Below are 25,999 nucleotides of genomic sequence, written 5' to 3'. Positions count from 1 at the left end.
ATCCGTCAACTCATCCAACGAGCCCGCACGCTTTACCGCTGGGACACCCGGCCGACAACCCGCCGACTCAGGTGACGCCTATTGCCGGTCGCTCTAAATCGCCAGCGGCAGCGCGAAGGTGATGTACGGCAGGATCAGCCCCGGCCAGGTGTCGAAGAGGCCGAGCTGCCGTTCGATCTCGAACAGCGGCGACACCAGCGACACCTGCGGGAACATCGCGATCAGCAGGGACACCCCGACGAGCAGCTTCTTGCCGGGGAAGTCCAGCCGGGAGATCGCGTACGCGGCCATCGCGCCCAGCACCACGGCGACCAGGGTGGCGATCAGCGCGATGCCGATCGAGTTGATCAGGGCCCGGACGAACTGGTCAGTGTCGAAGATCGTCCGGTAGTTGTCCAGCGTCCACTCCTGGGGCCAGAACTTGCCGTCGGTGAGGGTGGCCGGGGTCTTGAACGACAGCGAGGCGATCCAGAGCACCGGGACCAGCGCGAAGACGACGACGATGACGTCCAGCAGGCCCCAGCGCAGCTTCGCCCGCGTGGTTTCGGTGGCCATCTCAGCGCCTCTCCTCATCGTCGCTGCCGGGGGCGGCGGTGCCGAACAGCTTCACGAAGACGAACGCGATGATCGCCACGGCGAGGAAGATCAGTACCGACATCGTGGAGCCGATGCCGAGGTTCAGACCCCGGATCAGGTTGTTGTAGGCGAGCATCGACACGGACGAGGTCTCGTTGCCGCCGGCGGTGAGCACGAAGATGTTGTCGAAGACCCGGAACGCGTCCAGGGTGCGGAACAGCAGCGCGACCAGGATCGCCGGCTTCATCACCGGCAGCGTCACCTTGGTGAACCGCTGCCAGGCCGTCGCGCCGTCGGTGGAGGCGGCCTTGAGCAGGTCCTCCGGCACCAGCGCCAGCCCCGCCATCAGCAGCAGCGCCATGAACGGGGTGGTCTTCCAGATCTCGGCCAGCATGATGATCGCCAGCGAACTGGCCCGCTCGGTCAGCGGGGCGCTGCCGTCGAAGAGATTCGCCAGGTAGCCCGTACCGGGGGTCCAGGCGTACCGCCAGGAGAAGGCGGCGACCACCGTGACGATGCCGTGCGGGATCAGCGCCGCCGTGCGGACGATGCCCCGACCGACCAGCGTGCGGTGCATGATCAGCGCCAGGCCCATGCCGAGCACCAGCTCGACCGCCACGGTGACCACGGTGATCAGCGCGGTCACCCCGAACGCCGTCCACCAGAACTGGTTGGTCAGCACCGTCGCGTAGTTCGCCAGCCCGACGAACTCCCGCTGGTCGGGGAAGCGCAGGTCGAACCGCTGCAGGGACAGCCAGACCGAATACAGGATCGGGTACGCGGTGACCAGCACCATGACCAGCGCGGCCGGCGCGCAGAGCAGCCAACCGAGCCGGCGTTCGGCCCGCTTGTTCTCGCTCAGCGGCGGCCTCGTCCGGCGGCGCACCCGCTGCGCGGGCACCGCGGCGTGCCGGCCGTCCTTGCGCTCCGCCTCGGCGGCGGCGTCCGCGCCGGTCGGAGTGGCGTTGATGCTCATGCCGTCACCTCCCCACGGTCGGCGATGCCCTCAGGCCCCATGGCGCCGCGCCGGATGGTTCGCTCGCTGCGCTCGCTCACGGCAGGACCCCCTTCGACTCGAGGGCGTCGGCGATGGCCTTGCGCAGCTCGTTCGCGGTCTGCTCGGGCCGGATGCCCGACGGCGGCGACAGGACCGCCGACATCACCGTGGAGATGCTCTGGTACGCCGGGGTCAGCGGCCGGACCGCCGGCTCCTTGAGCTCCTCCAGGATGGTCTCCTTCATCGGGTACGCCTTGTCCATCTCCGGGTCGTCGTAGACCGCCTCGATGGTGGGCGGCACCCCGTCGTTGACCGCGGAGAACTTCTGGTTCTTCGCGCTGCGGATGCACTTCGCGGCCTCGAAGGACTCCGCCGGGTGCGTCGAGTAGGCGCTGACCGCCATGTTCACGCCGCCGATGGTGACCTTGCCCGGGGTGTTCGCGTCGACGCCCGGCACCCGCGCCCACTTCACCTTCTTCGCCAGGTCCGGGTTCGCCTCCTGCATGGCCGGATACACGAACGGCCAGTTGACCTGGAAGGCGCCGGTGCCGGACTGGAACTCCAGCCGGACCGGGTCCTCGGTGGCGTTGCTGAACGACGGTGACGTCACGCCCGACGTGGCGAAGCTCTTCAACTGCTCCAGCGCGCGGACGGTGCCGGCGTCCATCACGGCCTGCTTGCCGTCCTCGCTGAGGATGTGCCCGCCGGCGCTCTCGGCCAGGGTGTTGTAGAGGACGACCAGACCCTCGTACTGGGCGCCCATGGTGAGCACCTGGTACGGCTTGCCCTGCCGCTTCAACTCCTGGGCCGCCTTGATCATGTCGTCCCACGTCTTCGGCGGCTCCTGCACCAGGTCGGTGCGGTACCAGAGCAGCTGGACGTTGGTGTTCTTCGGCGCGGCGTACAGCTTGCCCTCGTGCCGGGCGGTGTCCAGCGGGCCGGCGAGGGTGCCCTGCTCCACCTCGGCCTTGTCCGCCCCGGTCCACTCCCGGATCCAGTGCGCGCTGGCGAACTCCTGGGTCCAGGTGACGTCGAGGCCGAGCACGTCCATCCCGCTGTCCCGCGCGGCGAGCCGGCGCACCAGTTGCACCCGCTGGTCGTCGGCCTGCCGCGGCAGCACCCGGTAGACGATCTTGTAACGCCCCTGCGCCTGGGCGTTGCAGTCGTCGACCACCTTCTGCAGGTTCTGCTCCGGCGGGTAGTAGAGGTTGATCGTCGGCGTACCGCCGTCGCCGCCGGAACCGCAGGCGGCCAGCGGCGCCACCAAGGCCAGCGCGGCCGCTGCCGCCGCCGCACGTCTGCCTGGGCGCCGCCGGCGGGCCCGGTCGGGGTCTGTCGTCATCGCCCCTCCCCCTTTCGTCGGCGAGAGCCGGGGGAGTTCGCCCGTGCCCCGGCGCACGGCGAGACGGTCGGGGACCCTGGCCGGCACGAACCGCCCCGCTCCCCGGCGTGTCGAGGGCCCCACAGTGCCCGACCTGCGACGTTGCGAAACCTGACCCCCACGTGACGCTCCCGACGCCCCGACCCCGGCGCTGATTCACGGAAAGAGTGGCCATTCCACGCGGGATGACCCCTCTTTCCGTGAATCAGGGCGGACCTTGGGCGGGCGACCCGGCGACCGTCCCAGCTGGTGGGCGGCGAGGCTACCCAGCCTCCGCCCGGTGGACTAGCGTCAGGTCAGCTCCGCAGCCAGCGCGTCGCCGTCGAAGTCGATACGCCTCCGGCCGACCCCAGCCCGCCCATTCGGTTGGTTCTCGCGCGAACGCACCTCTGCGGCACCACCGGTTGGGCAGGATCGTCCCAACCGAGGAGGTCCGTCGTGCAGGACACCACCCGCGCTCTCGCCCTGACGTTCGAGGTGAGCGGCCTGCCCCCGGTCAAGACCGAGGCCCTGTCCATCTTCGCCGCGGGGCACCGCCAGGCGGCCAGGGTCCGTGCCCTGCTCCAGGCGGCCTGCACCGCGGCCCAGCGCACCGGCTGGACCCCGCTGGACGGGCCGGTCGAGGTCGACCTGACCCTGCGCTGCCCGCCCGGGCACCGCACCTCCGACGCCAGCACCCTGCTGGGCGGGGTCTGCGCCGTGCTGCAGGACAAGAAGCGGGTGGCGAACATCGGCCTGGCCCACCTCGGGGTGCTGGTCGACGTCGCCCTCTACGGCGACGACCGGCAGATCCGCCGGCTGTCGTACGCCGAGGAGCCGGCGGAGGACTTCTCGTACCAGGTCCGGGTGGCCGCCGTACCGACGGTGGTTTGACCGGCGGCCGCGGTCGGGTACCGCGGACGCCGAGGAAGGGAGCGCCGATGTCGGAGCCACATGTCACGCTCGATCCGAGCGGGCTCGACCCCGTGCAGCAGAAGCTGCGCGGCCCGCTGGAGGATCAGCTGACCTCGGCCCTGCAGGCGGCCACCGACCGGGTCCGTGCCAGCTACGCGGGTGAGCCGGTCGAGGAGGTCTGCCGCCGGTTGCTCGACGAGACCCGAGCCGGCCTGCACCCGGACATCGCCGCCGGCTTCAACCCCGACATGGACGAGTTCTGCCGGGTGGCGGTGGCGATCGTCCGTGGCGAGGTCGCCTGAGGCACGCCGGAGCCACCGGGCAGCTCCAGCTCGGCGCGCCCGACGCCGCGACCGGGAGCCGTCCCGCGCGGCCGTCGGGTCGACGCGGTCGGCGCGGGCCGCCGGATCAGCCGCGGCGCACGTCGACCGACACCACATGGGTGCCGTCCGGACGGGTCGACTCGCTCAGCCGCACCGGCAGCCGCGCGCCCGAGGTCTGCACGCCGAGACCGAAGCTCACGTAGCCCTCGAAGTCACCGGCGGGCGCCCAGCCGCGCAGCGTCGGGTAGCCGATGGTCCGCGGCGGCGCCGTCACCGTGCTCCGGCCGGCGCTGTCGTGCGCCTGGGCCGGGTCGAAGCGGACGGCGAGGAAGGCGTTCCCGGGCAGGCTCACCGGGTCGCCGCTGCCGTCGGACTCCACGCGCGCGACGTAGCCGACCTGGTAGGAGGGGGTGGGGCCGCGGAACGCGAAGGTGATCCGACTGAACCCCTCGGCCGGGTGGTCACCGACCTCGATCCGGACCAGGACGGGCAGCGGCTCGCCCGGAGCCGGGGTGACCGGCACCCGCACGGAGTGCGTCACCCGGGCCGGTGAGGCCGGCACCGCCCACCCGTAGGTCACCCGCCAGTCCCCCGCGGCGGGTGGCGCGGCGGTGGTGGCAATCGGGGCGGTGGAGGTCGCCGCCGGGGTGGCGGCGGGCGTGGTGGCGGCGGCGGTCGCGCTGGGCGCGGGCGCCGTGGAGGGCGCCGTGGTCGCGCCGTCGTGGTCGGTCGTCGTGCAGGCCGCCGCGAGCAGCACGACCACGCCGGCGAGCAGTGGTACGCGCTGAGGTGTCATGGCTCAGTGTCACCCCGGTGGACGCACCCCCACCAGAGCCGATCATCCCTGGTCGACCGCCGTGCCGTGCGGTCACGCCGCCAGCGGGTCGAACCGCCGGTTGGCCACCGGACGTGCCGGCACCTGCGCCACCGCGGCAAGTTCGGCGGCGTAGTCCCGCACCAGCGCCGGCAGCCGGTAGTCGCCGTGGCCGTCCCGCTGCGCCAGATGCGCGTCGACCAGGTCGTCCAGGGCGCGGTGCACCCGCTGCGGGGAAACCCCGAGCTGGGTCGCGACGCTCTCCACCGGCGTGCCCGGCTGCGCGGCGAGCAGTTCGAGCAGCCGGCCGGCCACCTCGTCGTCGGAGCGGACCGCGGCCACGCCGGTGGCCAGGCTCGCCCGGACCGACAGATCCTCGTACGCCAGCAGGTCCAGCCGGCCCCGCCCGTCACCCAGCTCGGCGACCAGCGTGGACACCGGCGTGCCGGGCCGCCGGCCCAGCCAGGCGCCGGCGATCCGCAGCGCCAGCACGGAACCCCCGCAGAGCCGCACCAGCTCGGCGGTGGCCGCCGGCTCCGCTACCAGGCGCTCCGACCCGGCGAACGCGGCCAGCAGGTCGCGCGCCTGCGCGACCCCGACCGGGCGCAGCGCCACCCGGCGTACGCCGTCCAGGCTGCCGAGGTGCCGCTGGGTGACCACGATCAGCGCGGGGCCGGGGCCGGCGGGGAGCAGGGGGCGCACCTGGGCCGCCCGGGTCACCCCGTCGACGACCAGCAGCAGCCGGCGCCCCGCCACCAGGGAGCGGAACCAGCCGGCCCGCTCGTCGGTGTTCTCGGGGACATCGGCCGCGGGCACGCCGAGCGCGCGCAGCACCCGGGCCAGCACCTCCCCCGGCTTCACCGAGGTCCGGTAGCCGAGGTCCACGAACACCTGCCCGTCGGGGAACTCGGCGGAGACGGCGTGCCCGGCGCGTACCGCGAGGGTGGTCTTGCCGCTGCCGGCAGCGCCGGTGACCACCACCGCGGTCGGGGTCCCGGCGGTCACGTTCGCCACCACGTCGGCGGTTTCGCGGGTACGTCCGACGTAGGTCACCGGGTCCGCCGGCAGCTCCCGGGGCACCGCCCAGCCGACGCCGGGTCGCGTCTCCGCAGCCGGCGCGGGCGCGGTCATGATCGGCGTGGCCGGCGGGACGTACGACAGCTCCGGCGCCCGGTCCAGCATGGCCCGGTGCAGCCTGGCCAGCTCCTCGCCGGGCTCGAGCCCGAGCTGCTCGTCGAGGACGGCCCGGGCGTCCCGGTAGACGGTGAGCGCGGCCGGCACGTCGCCGCACCGGTAGAGCGCGAGCATCAGCTGCCCCCAGGCCCGCTCCCGCAGCGGGTGGGCGGCGAGGTGCCCGCGCAGCTCGGACAGCAGGTGCCCGTGCTCCCCGGCGGCCAATCGGGCGTCAGCCAGCTCCTCGAAGACCTGCAACCGCTGCTCGTCGAGGGAGGCCCACCGGTTGTCCAGCGCGGTGCCCCGGGGCAGGCCGTCGCCGGACGGGCCCCGCCACCAGGCCAGCGCCGTGCTCAGCGTCTCGATCGCGCCGGCCGGATCGGCCGACGCGAGCAGCGCCCGGCCCTCCCCCGCCAGCCGCTGGAACTCGGTCACGTCCAGCTCGTGCGGCGCCAGCCGCAGCTCGTACGCCTGCGGCCGGGCGACCAGCCGGTCGCCCAGCGTGCGCCGCAGGCCGGCGGCGTGGGTACGCAGATTCGCCACGGCGGACGCCGGCGGGTGCTCCGACCAGACCATCTGGGCCAGCCGGGGCAGCGTGACCGTGTGGTTCGCCTCGATCGCCAGGCCGGCCAGGACGGCCCGTCGCTTGGCCGCGCCGGGCGTGACGGCCTGGCCGTCGACGCACAGCTCCACCGTGCCGAGAAGCCGGATCTGCAGTTCCATCGCGCCGCTCCCCCGTTGACCCTTGACGCGCCGCCCAGGCTAAGTGCCCGCTTCGTGGGCCAACAAGGAACAAACCAGACAGTTAAGCGTGACGAACATCAATATGACCCAGCGGTGTGTCGCGGTAACAAAAACGCCGCCGGGAACGCTCCCGGCGGCTCATGACACACAGTGACCGGGCGCGATGCCCGTACCTGCGGTCTTCCCGCACGTGCTACCCCACCGTTGCCCGCACGAAACCCGCTCGACGGCGATCGGTGTCAGTCCACATCGAAAGAAGATCTGCGCCAAGCGGCCGAAGGGGCGCTGCCGATGCACCTTTACGATCCGTCACCCCTCCCAGACGGTGCTCTCGGCGATCTGGTCGGGGACTCGCGGCTGGCGTCAGGTACCGCGGCCCGTCAGCCGAACAGACGATCACGTGGCCGTCCCGCCTCGCGGCTGCAGGTGGCTGCCTCGGCGGCCATCGGGGTAGCGCTCGACGCCGGAGCCACGGCGCCCTTGTGCGCCCCCCTGCCACCAACGGCCTGGCCGGAGTCAGTCCGCCAGGGGCTCGTCATCCTCGTCCGCACAGGCCTCGCCTGGACGAGACCGTCGATGAAGGCAGCGAACGACTCGGCGATCCGTCGAGGCACCCGGTCTTCATCGACGTACGCGACGGCGGGCTCCCCGACTGCGGGCCACAGTCGGAGTAGTCCCAGCATGACGGTGGCGGGGCCAGCCGCCGGCGTCACGCCGATCACCACACCGATCTCCGGGTAGCCCCACTCGGCCACCAGATCGGCGGAGCAGGCGTCGACCGTTACCTGTCAGTGCGCTGTAGCGACTGGTCGGCATGTCCCGCCTTGCGGTGGGACGGTCCCGGTCTTATCCGCCTGAGCGGGGCCGGGTTGACGCTTCACGGCCACCTGCCCGCCGGGGCGGGTCTTACGGTCGGCTCCACGTCCTGCCACCGGGCCACTCCCGGCGGTGGTTGCCTCACGCGCGAGCGCGGCGAGGTTACGGGCGGCGTTCAGGTCCCGATCGAGGGCCAAGCCGCAAGAGTCGCAGATGTAGGTTCGGACACGCAGCGGCAGCTTGGCTTTCACCGCGCCACAGTCCGAACAGGTTTTGCTGGAGGGATACCAGCGGTCGGCCACGATCCACCGGCTGCCGTTCCATTCAGCCTTGTACGCCACCTGTCGGCGGATCTCACCGAAGCCGGCGTCCGCGATCTGCCGGGCTAGCCGCCGGTTGCGCAGCATGCCGGCCACGTTGAGGTCTTCGACCACGATCGTGCCGTACGTGCGGGCCAGCCGGGTGGTGAGCTTGTGCAGGCCGTCACGGCGCAGGTTCGCCACCCGTGCATGCGCTCGGGCGACCTGATGGCGGGCGCGTTCCCACCGATTCGAGGGCCGCCGGCCGGTGCGCCGGTCCGGGCCGACGCGCCGGGACATCTGCCGGGCGAGACGCCGCATCCGCTGGGCCGCCTCGTCCAGGTGCCGGGGGTTGGGCACCACCTCGCCGGTGGACAGCACCGCCAGGTGGGTGATCCCAGCATCGACGCCGACCACCGCCTGCGGGCGCGTCGGGGTGCGCTCGGCCCGCTCGAGTTCGACGCAGAACGCGACATGCCACCGCCCGCCCTCACGGCGCACGGTCGCGGACAGGATCCTCGCCGTGCCCGCCTCCAAGCGGCGGGCGAGCTTGCGGGTCGACTCGTGCAGCTTGAGCCGGCCCAGCCGGGGCAGCACGACATGCTTGTGGTCCGGCTCCACCCGGATCGCGCCGGTGGTGAACCGGACGGCGGGGGTGGCGCGACGGCGGGACTTGAACCGCGGAAATCCCACCCGCCGACCGGCGCGCTTGCCTGCCCGGGACTCGGACCAGTTCTTCAAGCCGCGCGCCAGGTTCTCCAGGCCGGTGTTGTACGCCTCCTTGGAGCACTCAGCCCACCACGGCGCCACATCCGACTTGGCCGCGTTCCACGCCTTGCGCAACGCGGCGAGATTCCACCCGAGGGCCGGAGTCAGCAGTTCCTCGGGCGTGCCGTAGGAGCGTTCGGCGGCGCGCTGGTCCATGACCGCCTTCACCCTGGCCAGGCCCCAGTTGTACGCCACCCTGGCCGCGCCCGCATGCGCCAGCACCGCCCGCTGCTGAGACGGCGCCAGGTCCAGAGCGAACCGGTACGCCTGCATCGCCTTCACGACGGCGGGTCCTGTCTGGTGGCGGCCTCGACCGCCCGGCGCGCCCGACTCGCAGCAGCCCGGGGGCCGTACAGACGCGCGCACAACGAGGTCAACATCTCCGTGACATCCCGGACCAGATCGTCGTCGACCTCGCCCGGGTCGACCACCAACAGCTTGCGACCCTGCGCGGTCAGCGCCGCCTCCACGTACTCGGCACCGAAACGGGCGAACCTGTCGCGGTGTTCCACCACGATGGTCGTCACCGTCGGATCGCGCAGCAGAGCGAGGAACTTCTCGCGGTGCCCGTCCAGTACGGATCCGACCTCGGTCACCACCTGCGACACCGGCAGGTTCTGCCCGGTCGCCCACGAGACGACCCGAGCGACCTGCCGGTCAAGGTCGGCGCGCTGGTCGGCCGACGAGACCCGGGCGTACACCACCACCCGCTCGCCGCCAGCCGAGGCAGCAGGTAGCGGCTCACCCACCATGATGAGCCGGCCCAGCCGGTAAGTAGGAACCGGCAGCGTCCCAGCCGCGTACTGCCGCCGCGCAGTGACATACGCGATGCCCTGAGACGCCGCCCACTCCTTCAAATTCACCCCGTCACCATAGCGCGCATAAGAATGCTAGAGACCACTCAACCGCGAGCAGTTGTTAACCCCCTCCTCGTATCCGATGCCCAGGATGACGTCCACCTCGAAGTGGTCCTCGGCCCAGGACGTCCGGAAGCTCGTGGGGTGGCAGGTGTTTCTCAGCACGCCGCCGTTCCGCCGGGACAGCAACCGCAGGTAGCTCTGGGGCAACCGAACCCCGAGGGTCTCCTCCGCCCGACGGACCGCGTCGTCGGTGAGAGGTGGCCCCGTCCACGGCGACGGCGCATCCTCGAACGGGGATGTCATCGCACTCCCTGTGCGCTACTCGTCGACCAGGAAGGTCTCCAGCACGACCGGCTCGGCCCAGACAGCGTAGGCGAAGGCGGGCCGAGCGACGTCCTCCCCGCTGCTGTCGTCGATCAGGACCGTCCGCGTCCGCGGCCCGTACCGAATCTCGTACCGCAGGCCGTCCACCTCGACCGCTCCGCACCGCCCGTCCCTGCCCGCCTCGCGGTCGCGGTCGAGAACGGAGACGGACCAGCCCTCCTTCTCTGCCTTGTGGCACCACAGGTCCAGGGCGCGGTCGAAGTCCTCCGGGCGGGCATGCACGCCACCCGTTCTTCCGATCACCTCAACCGGATCGGGTCTCGCCGTCATCGCTGCCTCTCAATCCGACCGGCGGGAGCTCAGCCAACTCCGCCGGGGAGGAATGATCCTAGATCTGCACGCGTCGACCGAGCTTCCTGGCGTACGCGTTGGCCCAATTCCGCGCCTGGTCCAGCAGGGCCAGACGCTCACGCCCGTGGCGATACAGGGCGGCGCCGAGCGGGATCAGGAGAAGACGATCACATCGCGAAGGGGCGGTATTGCACGGCCCTGTCGATCACTTGCTCCCCCGTCAACGGCGGGTCTTCACAGAAGAGAAGATCCGATACATGCGGGCAGGCCAGGATTCGCTCAAGCTCCTCCAGAGGAGTCGGCGTCCGTTCGTCCGGCAAGGACGGATCAAGCAGTTGCCGAATGAGCTCGGACGCTCGTGCACGATCAGTTGAGCTCAACTGCCGTCCACCTTCAACGTCAACCATTGCCAGCCGTTCCCACCCCAGCGCGTACTGTCGGCGCCCGCCCCTATCTGGGAGGTCGGTATGTCCAGCGGCTTGAATTGGCGGCGCCTTGAAGCCGCCCGCCATCAACGACGCTTCAGCCGGCAGCCTGCTCAATTGGGGCCCACGCGGAGGTGCACCCGTCCCTGGGTGGGACGGGTGCACCTCCGCCATCACTCGAACCCGTCGAGGTTACCGACCGGCGTCACGACGTAGCGCCTCGCCGATCAGTTCCTTCTGCTGGTCGATTGCTCGCATGCAGTTGTCGTTCGCTCGCTCCGCTGCCAGAACCGTTGCCTCGTCGGTGCCCACGGGGAACTCGGGCAGGTCCTCGCAGTCGCGAATGACGTCGTAGCAGGCGGACATCGTTTCCTGTGTGGTGGCCGTCTCCAGTTCGGATGGGTCGAGCCCGATGCAGTAGGACAGGGCGTTGAAGAGCTGCCAGAGCGACTGCAGTTCGACCTCGTCGGAGAGTTCAAGGAGTTCGTCCTCGATCTCGTCCGCCTCGTCCGTCGGCTCCGCACCGTCGGCTACGGCACGGATGTCGCTGATGGCGGCGTCGACCACTTGGCCCGGACGTCCGGCCAGAATTTCCCGAGCGTCGCTCGGCAGCGCCTCAATCGTCCAGTCGAGGACCTGCCGCGTCAGCTCCATCCGCCCCGCCGGAGAGAGCCGGCCGACAAGCTCGGCCTCGTCCGCCACTTCGCGATCCCACAGGGTTCTCACTGATCAGCCCTATCCGCCAATCCTGACACCACCCTCTCGACGATACTCGTGCCGCACATCCCTGGTAACTCTTGGTCCCCGGCACACACGGTTTACGGTGCGGAGCGATCCGACCACCGCCAGGTATTTCTCCTCTCTTCAGGGCGTTCAGAAGAATGTGTTCGGCGCGTGTCTGCTTCGGCAGCAACTGGGTGAAACGCTTTCTCCCGTGAGACGCAGCGACAGCAGGAGTACGCCGTCGCCCGCGGCACGGTCCGCGCGGCGGTACGCCTCCTGCGGGAGCGAGGCCTGGTCATAACACTCCCAGCATGCGGGACGCACGTTGGCGAGAAGAAGCCCTAATGCAAGCTCTCGCTGGAGATATGGCTGATGGAGCGATAGGGAGGCGACCACAGCGATTGCGGATACGGCCTCAAATTCTGGCGGTGGCGCGGGACGCAGCGCCAGAGCAGCGCGAGCAGACGGACCCGCCGGCGGCCTGCCGCAGTGTTAGGTAGCCGCAGCAAGGGCAGCGTTTAGCTGCCCTCTTCATCCTCCGTATAGTCGCCGATCGCAACATCATCGAGGAGAAAGCGCCAGAATCCGGAATCGTCCGCCAGTGCCGATTCGTCAATGCGCGAAATCTCGGCTTCCAGCAGCTCCGCGAGCTGCTCTGGATCAGTATCACCCGAGCATTGCACGGCGTCCTCAATCTTCGACTCAAACAATCTCAAGCAATTCGCGAAGAGCTCAGGTGAAGCATTCACATGTAATTCACTCGAATCTTGTGCATCCACGTACAACACCTCACCTGCACCGCAGTCCACGTAGTACCGATGTCGCCACTCTCCGTCGCGAGCCCGATCTTGAGCAACTCGCGATCTGCAACCCTGAGTACCGCACCTTCCCCGGGTGTCTCCCGGGCCATAAAGACGACGTGCATAGCGGGCAAACCGACGGCGACGAGGAACTCTCGAGCCGCCGCATCCCGGATGCACTCCACATATCCGGCAGAGTAGCGAAAGTTTTTAGCTGTCACCCGCACGCTCACCCCTGGCGCCCGTCCAACTTGCGGCGACGACTGTGGGCCCATCCCGGTTGCTCGGCACATCCCGCCATACTGTTTCGGCAGAACTGGCAGGGCGCACGGTCGACAAACAGATTGGCGGATCCGCCACGAGTCGTGCCAGCCAAAGCCTGCGAGAAGACGTCACCTCCCGCATGGTCCTCGAACGAGGTGGCTGTCATCCTGTTTCCCTTGCCAGGGAAGGCAACCGGCCGTCCGATGTTGCGTCCGTTCTACCCATAGAAGCTCTGGCCGCCGTAGTTTTCGGAAAATAGGCTACTTCCTCATCTTTGAGCACCTTCTTCTCCGGCCAGGGTATGCCCGGCAGCCTGGGTGTCAGGCGAACCGCCATTCGGCCGAACTCGTCCATCGGCGGCCCCAAGCGAGCATCGCCGACATTCATGGATGCCTTCACTGATCCAGCTGGATCCTTCTCAAGCCAGGTAACGCACTCGAGATCGCCTTGCTGCCAGGTAGCAACCCCGCGGCTGGTAATCACTGCGTCTTCGGGTATCACCTCGGCCCTGGCCAGCTGCCGCAGGATGGTCGCTGCTTAAATGGTTGCCATATGCCTAGAACTTCAACCACCTACGGACGGCACCTGGTTTGGGCACCGCACCCAGCCTGAAGGAGTAGTTCCCTGCGGCGTCCTGACTCCAGAGCCACAACTCTCCATAATCCTTGCCCATAGCGTTCATGTACCTTCGCAGCCGTCGGGTTCCCGTCTTTACCCCGGAGGGCGTGTCCGGCTTCAATTCGACCTGATACCCGTTACGAGTGAATCCATCGGGAATGTTCTTCGGATCAACTGCTCCACCGGTTCAGGCCCGGATCGTACGCCGTCGACGGTGAGGTTGTGGACGCGTTCATGGTGGATGCTGCGCTTCGCGGCGGTGACCTGGGACCCAGGTCCGGCAGCGGTCTGGAGCCACATGCCGGGCTTGAGCTGCGCGGCCTTGGCCCACGTACCGCTGTCCGGCAGCCGGGCCAAGTGGGCATGCGGTGTGCGCCGGCCACTATCTCGAGCGGGCTGATCTGAACCTGCGCACCCATGGGGCGCCCGAGGCCGTCGGCGGTTTTAAATTCGCCGCGTCGCCATTTCCCTCGGCTTCAGCTGGCACGCGAGTGCAACTTGCTATCAGCTCCCCAGAGATAGTACGAGGGAACTCCTCTCTGCAGCCCAGCCCTGTAGACTCCAATGCCCTCAGTTGGAAGCACGCCATCGACGACTTCGGCCTGAGCCCTGGCAGACTTCCAAATCAGCTCTTCGATCGTAAAGGCGACCCCGTCGTCCGGCTTGACACGCACGGGCCTCTTCTGACCGCCGTTCGGGCCGAATGGGACCAGGTACAGATCTGAGGCCGGCACGGTAGTTTCGCCGCCGTCGCTAAGGCAGCCGGCTGATCTCAGGCGCTCCGCCATCTCTTGCCTCGTCTCAGGCACCGATTCGGCCCATTGCACTTCCGAGCATCTACCCATGGAGAAAGGCAAGTCGGGTCGGTGCAACTTGAACTCCTCTTCCGTCAAGGGATCCGTCCGCAGGTAGGACGCCTTTGAGGCTAGGCTAGAAATTCTGGTCACGTAGTAGTCAATCCGTTTTCTTTTGGCCTCACCGATGTTCGACAGTCCCCAGTTACGGAGGTGCGGCCACCATACGTCGTACATGGCTACATCATGGTCATGCATCAAGACTCGCATCGGCCTTTCATCATGAGCCCATCTATAGACAGCACCGGCTTCGATCCAGGACGGCTCCATGCCGCGAGCCTAGTACAGCAGCTCTGGGCTTGCGAAGCCTCAAGCTAGGAGCGCTCATGGAAACAAGGACAAAGTTGGCTGCTTCGATGCTCCTGATCACCTTGTAGGGCCTGATCATGGGAGTTTCTCTACCCCTAGGACGCGGAGCGACTTGTCCGGAACTTTGATTGACGGGCTGGGAATCCCAGACCCTCTGATGCGGCTGCCGCGTGCCGGGCCGGCCGGAGTCGGACATGAAACGAAGGCCCGCGCCAGGAGCTGGCGCGGACCTCCGCTCATTGTTCAAGCTACAACTGCCTATCAGGCAGGCAGGAAATTTCCGCTATCAGAGCAACCCGAAGATGCGTCTGGCCGCATGCATGTATCTTCCTCGGAGCGGCTCATCTTCACTGATTCCACGGATAGCATTTCCAGAAGTACCTCCGGCACTTTGAGCCCCGCCGTGGTAATCGATCAGGTTTTGCTCTCTGCCGCGAATCGCCTGGTACGCCATATCGCTGTGGCGCTGGCTGCGCGGCTTGTTTGCGTAGAGGTACTTATCCAAGACTGCGGGCCCGAAGCCCTCCTTGTTCATGTGGTGACCCGCGTCGCGGGCCCGGACGATTGCTTCAGGATCGCCGTAACCGCTCGTCCGACCCGTGTAGACGGCTCCAGTCTCTGGATGCGTCTTCGTGTACGTCACGTACTTGAGGTCGTCGCCGCAGTTGTGAACGAGTACCGGGGTGCTTCCGGCAAGAACGTAGTAGGTGTGGACGCCGTTGACGGTGAGGTTGTGGACCCGTTCCTGGTGCGTGGTGCGCTTGACCGCGGTGACCTGTACCCAGGTGCCCGCCGCGGTCTGCAGCCACATGCCGGGCTTGAGCTGCTCGGCCTTGGCCCACATCCCGACGTCCGGCAGCCAGACCAGGTGAGCATCAGTGGAGGTGATGCTCGCGGTCTTCGAGCCGTCCTTACCGTCCACGTCGACGGTGAAGGTGATCAGCTTCTTGACGCCGGCGTGGCTACGGACATTGGTAACCGTACGGCCCTGGCCGTCGCCCGATTCCACATCCGTGGCGTGGACCTGGTCACCGAGCTGCAGATCCTCGATGGCCTTGGTGGAACCGTCAGCCATCAGCACCCTGGTGCCCGGCACGAAGCTGTTGGTCTTACAACTGGGACCGTTCTGCTTCGGGGCCGTTGGCTCGTCGACCTTGGTGGTTGGCGTGTTGGTCGGCGCCGCCTTGTTCACGTCGGTGGCGCCTTCCACGCCCTTCTCGATGCTCTTGGCGTTCTCGGCCGCCTTTTCGATGTCGCGGGCGGTGTCGATGCCGTCGGCGATCTTCTTACCCGTCTTGGCCAGCTTCGCCGCGGCCACCGCGTTACCCGCCAACGGAATCGCCGAGGCCAGGGACATCGCCGCGTCGACGTAGTTGCCCTCGGCCGCGTACCAGATGCCATTCGCGACGTCGGCGACCTCACCGATCACCGGCACCATCCCGGCCACGTCCAGGGCGGCGTGGCCGATGTCCGACCACGACATCCCGAACAGGTGCCCGTCCAGCTCCACGAAGCTGATCGGGTTCCCACCGGCGAACGCGTACCGGTTACCCGTGAACGCATCCATCGCCAGCGACATGTCCGCCATCGCGCCGCCGTAGGCATCCCGCGTCAGGAACCGGTTCAACCCCGGATCGTAGTTACGGAACCCCATGTCATAGGTGCCCGAGTTGGCATCCCACCGGGAAGCGTTGAACCGGAACGCGTTGTACGGCTCCTCACCCTCCGGCGTCGAACCCGGCTTGTCCACACCCGTGAACTGCGACTCGTCATCCTTGCCGTACGCCGTGTAGCCGTACGTCGCCCGGGTCTTGCCGTCCTCCTTCGTGATCCCGACGACGTCACCACGCGGCCGGTAGATGAACTGCGAGTACTCCCGGCTGCCGTCGTCCTTGTGCTTGATCTGGGTCAGCTGCTGACCCCACGGCGCGTACTGGTACGACTTCTCCGCCTTACCGGCGACCTCCTCCCGCAGCACCTGGTTGTCCATCCCCAGGTAGGTGAAGATCGTCGTCTTCGACGCCGTCGTCTGCGACACCGTCCGGTCGAACGGGTCGTACACGTAGGTGGTCGTCTTCGCGGTCGAGCCGATGCCCGCGACCGTCTTCGCCGTCCGGTCGAAACCGTCGTAGTAGTACTTCTGCGCCCGCTGGCCACCGACCGACACCGTGTCGAGGCGTCCGAGCGGGTCGTAGTTGTACGTCGACGTCACACCCGCCGTGGTGGTGGAGTGCAGCCGGTTCCGGTCGTACTTGCTGGTGCTGGTCGTCCCCTCGACGGTCTGCGACACCGTGTTGCCGTTGGCGTCGTAGGTGTAGGTCTCCGTCGAGGTGCTGTCACCGGTCTTGTCCAGCTTGGCGATCCGGTCCTGCGGGTCGTAGCTGAAGACGTACGTGTTGTCGATGTAGTCCGACGAGTTGTCGGCGTTCATCAGCTTGAGCACGTCCCGCGACGGGTGCCCGTTGGACTGGTACTGCAGGTTGTGCTCCGCGACGGTGGTGCCGCCGGAGGTCTTCTCCAGCTGGTGCTTGGTGGCGCCGTCGAGGTAGTACTCGAAGTCCACGGTGTTGCCGTTGGGCTTGGTCTGCTTGAGCATCTGCCCGCGGGCGGTGTACGTGAACGTCGAGATCTGCTGGTTACCGGCCGTCGGCGAGTCGGCGTTGGTCACCTTGGCGACCATGTCCCGCTCGTCGTACTCGATCTTCGACCAGGTGAGGTCGTGGGTCGAGGTGAGCGGGTTGCCGTTGTCGTCGTAGGTCAGGGCCGTGGTGTTCTTCGGGGTCGTGTCGGAGAGCCCGACGAACTCCTTGACCGTGGAGATCTGGTTGAGCTGGTCGTAGGCGATGTCGTACCGGCTGATCTTCGCGCCCGGGCTGAGGTCCTTGACCTCGACCATCATCCCGTTCGGGTTGTACCGGTAGGTGAACTCCTTCTTCTCGTTGTCGACGTCGGCGGAGTTGTCCCGCACCAGCTTGACCGCGTCGGCGAGCACCTTGCCCGTCGCCTGGTCGGTGAGGGTGATCTTCTGGACGCCGTCCTCCTTGAAGGAGTAGCTGCCCAGGCTGATCCAGGCGCCGGTGTTCTGCGTCTGGTTCACCGTCTTGGTGACGCTGCCGCCGTCGTAGGTGATGGTGAACTTCGCGTCCGTCGCGGCGCCGCTGACCTGCGGGTGCCGGACGAACACCTCGTACGTGCCGTCGCGCGGGATGGTGAGCTGCCAGTTGAACTGCGCCGACCCGCTGCCGGCCGGGGCGGTGGAGACGTCGTAGCCCCACTGCCCGGTGGCCGCGCCGCTGCTCCAGGTGCCCTGGGTGGCGGTGTTGTTGGAGTCGGAGTTGTCGACCAGGACCACGTCCTTGCCGACCGGTACGCCGTCCTCCGAGCGGCCCTTCTCGTTACCCGACGGGTAGTAGTCCCAGGTCATCGTCCGGGTGACCGACCCGCCGGCCGAGGTCAGCGTGTTCCTGGTCTGCTGGCCCAGCTCGTTGTAGTCGAACGAGTTGACGATGTCCCACGGGTCGGTGGACGTCTTCGTCCAGCCGTTGTCGTAGTAGTCGTACTTGGTGATGTTGCGGACCGTCTGCCCGTCCGACGGGGGCGCGCTGACCTGGGCCAGGTTGCCGACCTCGTCGTAGGTGTAGAAGGTCTTGTCCGGCGTGTTGTACCGGCTGTCGTCCTTGTCGTAGGACGACCACTCCTCCTTCTTGCGGTTGAGCGCGTCGTAGACGGTCACCACGGAGAAGTCGTCGGCGTCGTCGGTGGTGTCCACCCCGCGCGGGGTGATCAGCTTGGTCTGGTTGCCGACCTGGTCGTACTCGTACCTGGTGGTGCGGTAGGTGATGGTGCCGGCGCCGTCCTTGTCGTACGGCACCTTCGACTCGACCAGGGCGCCGCGGGCGTCGTAGGTCGCCAGCGACTCGTTGCCCTCGGCGTCGGTGGTGCCGAGGGTCAGGCCGTCCTTGTCGTACCGGGCGGTGGTGAACTTGCCGATCGCGTCGGTGGTCTTCACGACCCGGTGGTTCAGGTCGTACTCGTACTTCGTGGTGAAGTCGTCCGCCGCGCTGGCGGTCTTCTTCGCGTCGTACAGGACCGTGACGTTGCCGACGTTGTCGTACTCGGAGACCACCTTCTGGCCGAGGCCGTTGGTGACCTCGATCGGCTGGTAGATCGCGTCGTACTTGGTGGTCGTCGTGTAGTCGCCCACCGTCGAGGTCAGGTTGCCCTGCGGCTCGGTGACGGTGAGGACGTTGCCGACCTTGTCGTACGTCGTGGTGGTCTTGCGCTCCGGGTCGGTCGCCTCGTCCTTCGGGGCGAGCGTCTCGATGACCTGGTCCGCCTTGTCGTAGACGGAGGTCGACGCCGCACCGTTGGCCGCGTACGCCGTGGTGATGTTGTCGTTCAGGTCGTACACCGGGGCCTTGGTGGTGATGTAGCGGTTGTTGGCCGCGTCCATCGGTTCCACCTTGGTGGTGGGTCGCCCGAAGGTGTCGTACGCCTGGGTCACCTTGGCGTTCTTGCCGTTCTTGACCTCGGTGACGTTGCCCCGGTCGTCGTAGGTGAACGTCGACGTGCCGTTGCCCGCGTCGGTGATGAGCGTCGGGTAACCGCTGGGGTGGAACAGGTCGTACTTGGTGGTGTTGCCGTTGGCGTCCTTGGCGGCGGTGAGCTGGCCCCACTCGTCGTAGGTGTTGGTGCTCGTGTAGTCGCCGGCGGTCGCCGTGGTGTTGCCGACCGGGTCGGTGACGGTCGCGACGTCGCCCTCACCGGTGTAGGTGAAGGTCCACTTCCGCCCCTCCGGGCTGGTCTTGCTGATCATCTCGGCCACGTAGCCGTTGAGCGAGCGCTGGTAGGTCAGCACCGTCCCCGGCCAGCCGTTCTTGACCGCCTCCGCGTCCTTGGTCTCGGTCGGGTAGCCGGTCTTCGGGTCGAACGCCCAGGTGGAGACGGCGCCGTTGGCCTCCTCCAGCCGGATCACGTTGTGGTCGTCGTCCCAGCCGGTCTTGGTGACCTCGTTCTTCGCGTTGGTGAACTGGTACGCCCGGCCGTAGCCGTCCAGCAGGTACTGGGTGGCGTGGTTCTCGGCGTCGGTGACCGTGGCGTTGATGTTGTTGCCCTGCGGGCCGTCCGGGTCGACGTAGCCGAACTGGGTCAGGTAGCCGAGCCGGTCGGTGTAGGACTTGGTGGTCCAGTGGAACTGCGGGTCGTCGCCGGTCTGCGGGTAGTTGTAGACCAGGCTGGTCGGGTTGCCCCGCGGGTCGGTGACCTTGACCAGCTTGACGTTCTTGTTGCCCTGGGTCATGTCGTAGGCGAACTTGAACGTCTTCGGCGCCCCGTTGGTGGACCCGTAGCCGTCGACCAGCTCGCCTAGCAGACCCTTGTCGGTGTAGGTGAAGGTGAGCTTGCGTCCCGAGATGTCGGTGATCTGCGAGATGTGGTCGATGATCTTCGGGTTGGTCAGGTTCGTCGCGCCGGACACCCGGTTCCAGGTGGTGTCGTCGATGTAGTCGTACGTCTGACCCTTGGCGTAGTAGTCGATGGTCAGGGTGATCCGACCCGTCGGGTCAGTGAGGTACTTGAGGAACTTCGTCGGCTTGTTGTTGGACTTGCGCTCCTCGTAGGTGAAGAGCATCTCGTTGCCGTTGTTGTCGACGATGCTCGACAGGAAGCCTTCGCAGTCGTAGAAGAACTGCGTCCGGTCGGGCCGGGTGAGCACCCAGGCCTTCGGCTCCTCGGTGTTGGGCTTGCAGTCCACGCTGCTGTACTTCTGCAGGTAGAGGTGCACGCCCTTCGGGCTCTTCCACTCGTTCGCGGTGGCGTCCCAGGTGAACCAGTGGCTGGTGCCGTCACCGTCGGTCAGGGTGACCTTGGTGGGGTTCGGGTTCGGGTGGAAGTCCAGCGGGGCACCGAGGCGCATCATCGACGACGCCTGCAGCGACCAGCCGTACCCGGCCACAGTGTCGGTGGTGTCCAGCGAGTTGTACGCCAGCCGCACGAACGTCGACAGGCCGCGCGACGGGTTGCTGATCGCGTTGTACGACCAGACGGTGTTGCCGGAGTACAGGTTGTTCATCAGGGTGCCGCCGGCGCCGGTGTTCTTGCCCGCGTACGAGTAGAACTTCTCCAGGCCGAGCTGGTCGGAGGTCGGCTCCTCCACCGCCACGTTCTGCGGCAGCGGCTGGATCGCGGTGGTCTCCGAAAGCTTTTTGCCGGTCAGCTTGTTCCGCAGATCCCACTGCAGGACGTAGTCGGTGCGCTTGTTGCCCTCGACCGAGGACGGCGGGGTCTTCACCTGCGCATTGACGTCGACCGTTCCGCCGGCCGGGATGGTGGCGGGCAACGGGGTCTTCAGCTCGTAGCTGGCGTCCGCGCCGTCGGTGACACCGTCGGCCCGCTTCCAGTCGTACGCCAGCTCCCAGTCGGTCGGGTTCCACGCCGCCAGGGTCGGGTTCGACAGGGTCACCGGGACCGTGTACGTCGAGTTCGCGGTGGCCAGGGCCGGGGTCGAGGCCGCGTAGTACGTCGACTCCGCGGTCTGCTCCAGGTAGGTGACCTCCAGCGTGGGCCGCAGCAGCGGCTCCTGCGCCTCGGACGACAGCAGCATCGCCCGCGCGGTCTGGTTGGTCTCGTCCCGCTGGCGCAGCAGCAGACCGAAGTTCTTCGCCGGGTCCTTGACCCAGCCGTCCACCGCCGGGGTCACGTCCCAGGAGGCCCACTCCGGGTCGTTGGTGAACCCGTTGTTGCTCGCCTTCCACGACGTGTCGTAGTCACCACCGGCGGTGAGCCACGGATTGACGCCGTCGTAGCTGGCCCACGTTGCCTTCGTCTCGGTGAAGCCCCTGGTGAGCTTGTAGACGTCGACATACTCGTCGGTGTCCGTGCCCGGGTAGAGGGACGTGTTGTACATCCGCAGATCGGCGTCGACGACCTTCGCGTCCGTGGGGATGCCGGTCAGGGTCGGGAACTTCACCAGGCCGCGGGTGTCGCCGTAGTAGGACGAGTTGTTGCCCGGGCTGACGTACGGGTCACCGTCGTAGACGTCCACGTTCTCCGTCGAGCGGGTCTGGGAGAGCGTGGTGTCCGTGGTGCCGGTGCGGTAGATCCGGGTGATCTGACCCGCCTTGGGCAGGATCGCCGACTGGGTGGGACCGGCGATGAGCTGTCCGTCGCGGGTCTTCACCGCGACCATGTAGTAGTAGAACTTCCGCGCCAGCGGGTCGGTGTTGTCGGCCGCCGTCGGGATCGCCGTGGTGTCCTGGTACGTGCGGGTGCTGGTCGACACCGGCGCGATCAGGGTCGCCGCGGACGGGGTGAAGTTCTGGTAGATGCTGCGGTGGACCTGGTACTCGACCGCGTCGTCCGCCGTGCTCGTCGACGGGTCCACGTAGGCCGGCCAGTCCAGCACGGCACCGGTGGACGTGAGGGTGGTCGGCGGGTTGACCGCCACACCCGGCCGCCCGTAGGTGACCACCAGCTTGGGCAGGTTGTAGTCGCGGCGGGCGTTGTTGTAGGCGAACTCGGAGGCCTCGAAGATCGGGCCGCCGCGGCCCTTCGTGCCCTCGTCGACCGCCTTCACCATGAAGCCGTTGTTGTCGTAGGTCTTGTTGACCCAGTCCTGCACCACATTGCGGACCGGGAACGAGCTCCAGACGTTGGAGATGGCGGCCTTCTTGGTGGTCGCGCCCCACTTGGTGAACCGCACCGCGTCGGCGATCACCGACTTGCCGGAGACGTCACCGAGGACCACCTTGCCGGTGGTGCCGGCCACGAACGGGTGCACGCCCAGGGTCTTCCACTCGCCGAGCCCGCTGCCGGTCTGGTCGACGGTGTAGGTCTTCGACCCGCCGTTGTAGTAGACCGTGTACGGCGCGTTCGTCGGCCGGTCGGCCTCGGAGACGTAGTGCACCTCGACCTGGTAGTCACCGGACTCGGTGATGGTCGGCACCCAGGTGTGGGTGTGCCCGGTCGTGGTGTCGTTGTTGTAGCGGTAGTCACCGTTGATCGCCAGCGGCGTCAGCGCGGTGTTGGTCGAGTACGACCAGGTGCCGACCACTGAGGTGCCGGAGTCGCCGTCGTCCTTGGTGACCATGTTGCCGGCCGGCTGGGCGGCCATGTTGGCGTTCATGTTCGCCCAGGTCGCGGTGCTCTCGCTCCACGGCTGGGTGATTCGCCGGGCCTCCATCGCCACGTCGAAGCCCCACGCGTAGTGGGTCTGCGAGTAGTACATCTGCAGCTGGGCGTCGTCGATCGGCGTGTTCTGCGGGATCGCGCTGACGTCGAACTTGACCAGCGTCCGGTACGCGTTGGACGCGTCCGTGCCCACCTTCAACTGGTAGGTGTCGTTGTAGTTGGTGGTGGTGGCGCCGGAGTAGATCTGCACGTCCTGCGCGTCGGTCGGCACCGGCTGCAGCTTGATCGTCGGGTCGATCACCACCGGGTAGACCCGGGCCTGGTCGGCCAGCCAGCCCGCGTCGGCGGTGATGGTGACGGTCGAGGTGCCGCCGGACTGGGTGACCTTCTGGGTGACCTTGTCGCTCCACACCTTGCCGTGCGGCGACGACTTGTCGTCCTTGCTGTCGTACATGAACGGCGCGGGCATCACGAACACCGGCGCGCCGCCGTCCCGGCCGAGGAACGCGATCGAGCCGTCCTCGCGCTGCTGCGCGGTTAGGCCCGCCGTGTCGAGGGTGAAGGTGTACGACACCGGCCCGGCCGGCGCCTGGCGCAGGACGATCTTCTCCTTCAGCGCCGTGCTGGTCACGTCGTACACGACGTCCGCGCCGCCGGCCACACCCGGGTAGGTCACCGTCGAGCCGGACACCCTCGGCGTGACCGCCTTCGACGCCCCCGCCAGGCCCAGCTCGATGCTGCGGCCGTCCCGCTCGAACCGGACGAGGTCATCGGAGCTGTCGCCGAACAGGCTGGTGTAGGTGTTGGTCCGGTTGCCCTGCACGTACCCGCGCTCGTTGACCGGACGCACGGTGGTGTCGATCGGCTGGAACCGGCCGTCATCGTCCTGGTAGTGCAGCGGCACCGCGGAGATCTCCGCCTGCAACCGCCCGTCCGACAGCTGGTAGACCTTGCTGTTCTCGGTGCGCTTGCCGGTCAACTCCTTGACCCGCTTCTGCGCCGGCCACTTGCGACCCGCGAGGGGCTTCTCCTCCCGGAACAGCCCGGCACTGACCGCCTCGGCCTTGGCCCGGTGGCCGCCCCCGGCGACCAGACCGCGGGCCGCGTCACCGAGGCGGTCGATCAGCCCGCCGCCGTCCTTCGCGCTCTCCGCGGTCTGCCCGGTTCCGGCGGGATCGCGGTCCGGTAGGACCGCGACCCCGCCCAGCGTGGCCGCCACGGCCAACGCCAGCCCCCCGATCAGGGGACCTCGTGATGGTCTTCTCACCCGTTACCCTCCGGTCAACTCTGGTGACAGGACGGGTGAAGGGTAGAAACGACCGATACACGCGGGGCTATCTCTCAGCTACTTCCCAGCATCGCCGGGCCCCGCTCGGGCTCAGCCGGTGAGGTCGAGCGACTTCACCACGACGAGGGCGAGCAGCAGCACCGCCAGCCCGACGAGCACCGCCGTCTGCACGGCGACCCGGCGCTTCGCGGGCGCGTACGCCAGGCCGACGGCGGCGGCCCCGCCGACCAGCAGGCCACCCAGATGCCCCTCCCACGAGGTCCAGCCGGCGGAGAACACCATCCAGATCAGGAACGGGATGATCAGCCGGTTGGGGTCGATCGGATGGTGGTGCAGGCGTCGGGTGAGGACGAAATAGCAGCCGGCCAGCCCGTACACCGCGCCGGAGGCGCCGATCGCCGGCTGGTGCGGGTCGACGAGGAAGCCCAGCACCGTCCCGCCGACCGCGGAGAGCAGGTAGACGGCGAGGAAACGGGCCCCGCCGAGCCGCTCCTCGACGACCCGGCCGAGCACCCAGAGCCAGTACAGGTTGAAGACGATGTGCAGGATGCCGAGGACGCCCTGGGTGGGCAGCGAGTGCAGGAAGGCCGGGGTGATCAGCCGGTACCACTCGCCGTGCGCGATGCCGATCGGCTGGAGCCCCTCGTACGGGCCGCCGTCGTCGACGTACCGTTGGCCGGCGTCGTCGACCAGCCCGGTGCCCAGGCTGTCGAACTGGTCCAGGAGCGCCGGACGGGCCAGTTCGACCAGGTAGGCCAGCACGGTGAGCGCGATCAGCACGTAGGTCACCGTCGGCCGGGTGGTCACCCGCCCACCGAACACGGTCCGGGCCTGGCGGACCGTCCGGTTGTCCTCGCGTACGCAGTCCGGGCAGCGGTGCCCCACGGGCGCCTCGCGCATGCAGTCCGGGCAGATGTGGCGGTCGCAGCGGGTGCACCGCAGCAGCGTCTCCCGCTTCGGGTGCCGGTAGCAGGTGGTGGCGGCCTCCTCGTCGGAGGGCTGGCCGGTGCTGATGGTGTCCATGGGCAGGCGGTCCCCGGGTCGCTCGTCGGCTGAGTGCCAGTAGGGCCCCCGGCCGGGAGGCGGCCGGGGGCGCTCTGTGGTGGACGGTCAGCGTAGCCGTCCATGGATCGATCGGGTCAGTAACGGCTGAGGTTCTGCACCGGGCACATCACGATGCGCGGGTCGGCCTCGGGCTTGAGCCACTTGAGCACGCCGACCAGGTGGTCGTGCGACAGGCTCACACAGCCGGCGGTGGGGCCTCCGGTGGACTCGTGCAGGAAGATCCCGCTGCCCGCGTACGGCTCCGGCTTGGCGACGTTCGGCGGCATGTTGTAGGTGATCACGGCGAAGTGCTTGTAGGCGGTCGTCTCCGTCCAGAGCTTCTCACTGGGAGGGGCGAGGGTCGCGGTGGTGTGCTGGAAGGTGTTGTAGTAGGGCGAGGTCGAGTCCTCGTTCCACCAGTCGTTGACGACCACCTGGTGGTAGGGGTACCGGACGCCCGGGTTCGCGGCGATGCCGTACATCGTCGGGCCGATGGAGTAGACGCCGGTCGGCGTGGTGGGGACGCCCTCGACGTGGTTGTCGCTGAAGCCGTTCTTGCCGATCCGGGCGGGCAGCGGCGCCGAGACCGCCGTCCACCGACCGCGCTTCTTCGCGTACGTCTCCAGGGTGGCGTAGGTGGTGCTGTAACCGTTCCCGGTCACGACGATGACCTGCTGGGTGCTCGGCGGCAGGGTCTTCAGGTTGGCGGCCTTGTTGCTCGGGGACGGGAAGTAACCGGGCTTCGTGTACGCCCCGCCGAGGGTGCCGCTGGTGGCCGTGGCGTCCCGGGTCGTGGCCGCCGCGGGCGTCGCACCGGAGGCGATGACGGGAGCCGCGACGCCGGCCGCCGCACCGAGAATCAGAGATCTCCGCTTCATTTGGAGGATCCTCGCACTTCGCGCCTTCCTCCACTGTCCCCTAAGGGAGGAATTTTCGCGGTATCTGGCGAAGGCGCGCGCCCGGCTGGCGGTGGAGGGGATGAACGCCGGACGGGTCAGGACCGGGTCCGCAACTCCCCGGTCCTGACCCCCAGCCGTCCGGTGTGGTAGCGGTATTCGCCGTTGCGAGCGCGGCGGGCGTGGCACGCCGCCCACGCCGGGCTCAACACGGCGAGCCGGCCCGCCTGCACTCAGCTCCACGGTGCCCAACTACCGGACTTCGGTGCGTCCCCGACTCACCCCGAAGAGCCGTGGACGCGGGCTCAGGTTAGGCAGCTTCGCGCAGGTC

Annotated in this window: 17 protein-coding genes and 1 pseudogene; 2 read left to right on the top strand and 16 right to left on the bottom strand. The window is 68.1% G+C overall.

Translation table 11 applies throughout. The annotated features are described in order from the left end of the window. Positions 1-96: 96 nt before the first annotated feature. From ACGFI9_RS19090 to ACGFI9_RS19080, 3 genes and pseudogenes are all read right to left on the bottom strand, one after another. Positions 97-555, bottom strand: a pseudogene (locus ACGFI9_RS19090) (carbohydrate ABC transporter permease); the annotation flags it as partial. Position 556: 1 nt separating this feature from the next. After that, the gene (locus ACGFI9_RS19085) at positions 557-1,552 is read right to left on the bottom strand and encodes a carbohydrate ABC transporter permease (RefSeq protein WP_393179339.1); all 996 of its coding nucleotides are present in this window, start codon (positions 1,550-1,552) and stop codon (positions 557-559) included. Between the two features lie 76 nt (positions 1,553-1,628). Continuing rightward, positions 1,629-2,915: an ABC transporter substrate-binding protein gene (locus ACGFI9_RS19080; RefSeq protein ID WP_393179337.1), complete on the bottom strand. Its 1,287-nt coding sequence runs from the start codon at positions 2,913-2,915 to the stop codon at positions 1,629-1,631. A 477-nt stretch (positions 2,916-3,392) separates the two neighbouring features. Between ACGFI9_RS19080 and ACGFI9_RS19075 the strand changes: the two genes are divergently transcribed. Next, positions 3,393-3,827, top strand: coding sequence for a hypothetical protein (locus ACGFI9_RS19075; protein WP_393179335.1), 435 nt, complete (start codon positions 3,393-3,395; stop codon positions 3,825-3,827). A gap of 47 nt (positions 3,828-3,874) precedes the next feature. Then, entirely contained in the window at positions 3,875-4,150 is a 276-nt protein-coding gene (locus ACGFI9_RS19070) for a hypothetical protein (RefSeq protein WP_123242614.1), read from the top strand. A 106-nt stretch (positions 4,151-4,256) separates the two neighbouring features. Here the strand turns inward: ACGFI9_RS19070 and ACGFI9_RS19065 are convergent, their stop codons facing one another. The 13 genes from ACGFI9_RS19065 to ACGFI9_RS19005 all read right to left on the bottom strand — a co-directional run bounded on the left by ACGFI9_RS19065 (position 4,257) and on the right by ACGFI9_RS19005 (position 25,650). Then, a complete protein-coding gene (locus ACGFI9_RS19065) occupies positions 4,257-4,967 on the bottom strand; it encodes a hypothetical protein (protein ID WP_393179333.1) in 711 nt (236 codons plus the stop codon). Positions 4,968-5,039: 72 nt separating this feature from the next. Continuing rightward, entirely contained in the window at positions 5,040-6,881 is a 1,842-nt protein-coding gene (locus tag ACGFI9_RS19060; protein ID WP_393179331.1) for a BTAD domain-containing putative transcriptional regulator, read from the bottom strand. Between the two features lie 809 nt (positions 6,882-7,690). Continuing rightward, positions 7,691-9,058, bottom strand: coding sequence for an IS607 family element RNA-guided endonuclease TnpB (tnpB, locus tag ACGFI9_RS19055; RefSeq protein WP_393179396.1), 1,368 nt, complete (start codon positions 9,056-9,058; stop codon positions 7,691-7,693). A 5-nt stretch (positions 9,059-9,063) separates the two neighbouring features. Continuing rightward, on the bottom strand, positions 9,064-9,648 hold the full coding sequence (locus tag ACGFI9_RS19050) for an IS607 family transposase (RefSeq protein WP_393179329.1): 585 nt from the start codon (positions 9,646-9,648) through the stop codon (positions 9,064-9,066). 27 nt (positions 9,649-9,675) lie between these two features. Then, on the bottom strand, positions 9,676-9,948 hold the full coding sequence (locus ACGFI9_RS19045; protein ID WP_393179327.1) for an SMI1/KNR4 family protein: 273 nt from the start codon (positions 9,946-9,948) through the stop codon (positions 9,676-9,678). 15 nt (positions 9,949-9,963) lie between these two features. Next, a complete protein-coding gene (locus ACGFI9_RS19040; protein WP_393179325.1) occupies positions 9,964-10,251 on the bottom strand; it encodes a hypothetical protein in 288 nt (95 codons plus the stop codon). A 686-nt stretch (positions 10,252-10,937) separates the two neighbouring features. Beyond that, positions 10,938-11,471, bottom strand: a complete 534-nt coding sequence (locus ACGFI9_RS19035) for a hypothetical protein (protein ID WP_393179323.1) — start codon at positions 11,469-11,471, stop codon at positions 10,938-10,940. Between the two features lie 515 nt (positions 11,472-11,986). Further along, positions 11,987-12,277, bottom strand: a complete 291-nt coding sequence (locus ACGFI9_RS19030) for an SUKH-4 family immunity protein (RefSeq protein ID WP_393179322.1) — start codon at positions 12,275-12,277, stop codon at positions 11,987-11,989. Positions 12,278-13,088: 811 nt separating this feature from the next. Beyond that, positions 13,089-13,271 (bottom strand): hypothetical protein, encoded by a 183-nt coding sequence (locus ACGFI9_RS19025; protein WP_393179320.1) that lies wholly within the window; start codon positions 13,269-13,271, stop codon positions 13,089-13,091. A 355-nt stretch (positions 13,272-13,626) separates the two neighbouring features. Beyond that, positions 13,627-14,274, bottom strand: coding sequence for a hypothetical protein (locus tag ACGFI9_RS19020; protein WP_393179318.1), 648 nt, complete (start codon positions 14,272-14,274; stop codon positions 13,627-13,629). Between the two features lie 325 nt (positions 14,275-14,599). Further along, complete coding sequence (locus ACGFI9_RS19015; protein WP_393179316.1) at positions 14,600-23,659, bottom strand: DNRLRE domain-containing protein; 9,060 nt, start codon at positions 23,657-23,659, stop codon at positions 14,600-14,602. Positions 23,660-23,818: 159 nt separating this feature from the next. Next, positions 23,819-24,751 (bottom strand): rhomboid family intramembrane serine protease, encoded by a 933-nt coding sequence (locus ACGFI9_RS19010; protein WP_393179314.1) that lies wholly within the window; start codon positions 24,749-24,751, stop codon positions 23,819-23,821. 116 nt (positions 24,752-24,867) lie between these two features. After that, positions 24,868-25,650: a L,D-transpeptidase gene (locus ACGFI9_RS19005; RefSeq protein ID WP_393179312.1), complete on the bottom strand. Its 783-nt coding sequence runs from the start codon at positions 25,648-25,650 to the stop codon at positions 24,868-24,870. Between the last annotated feature and the right edge of the window lie 349 nt (positions 25,651-25,999).

This window comes from Micromonospora sp. NPDC048930 (genome assembly GCF_043197935.1).
Taxonomy (GTDB): domain Bacteria; phylum Actinomycetota; class Actinomycetes; order Mycobacteriales; family Micromonosporaceae; genus Micromonospora.
Note: the sequence above shows the minus strand (reverse complement) of the source record. Positions and strands in the feature narration are given on the sequence as shown.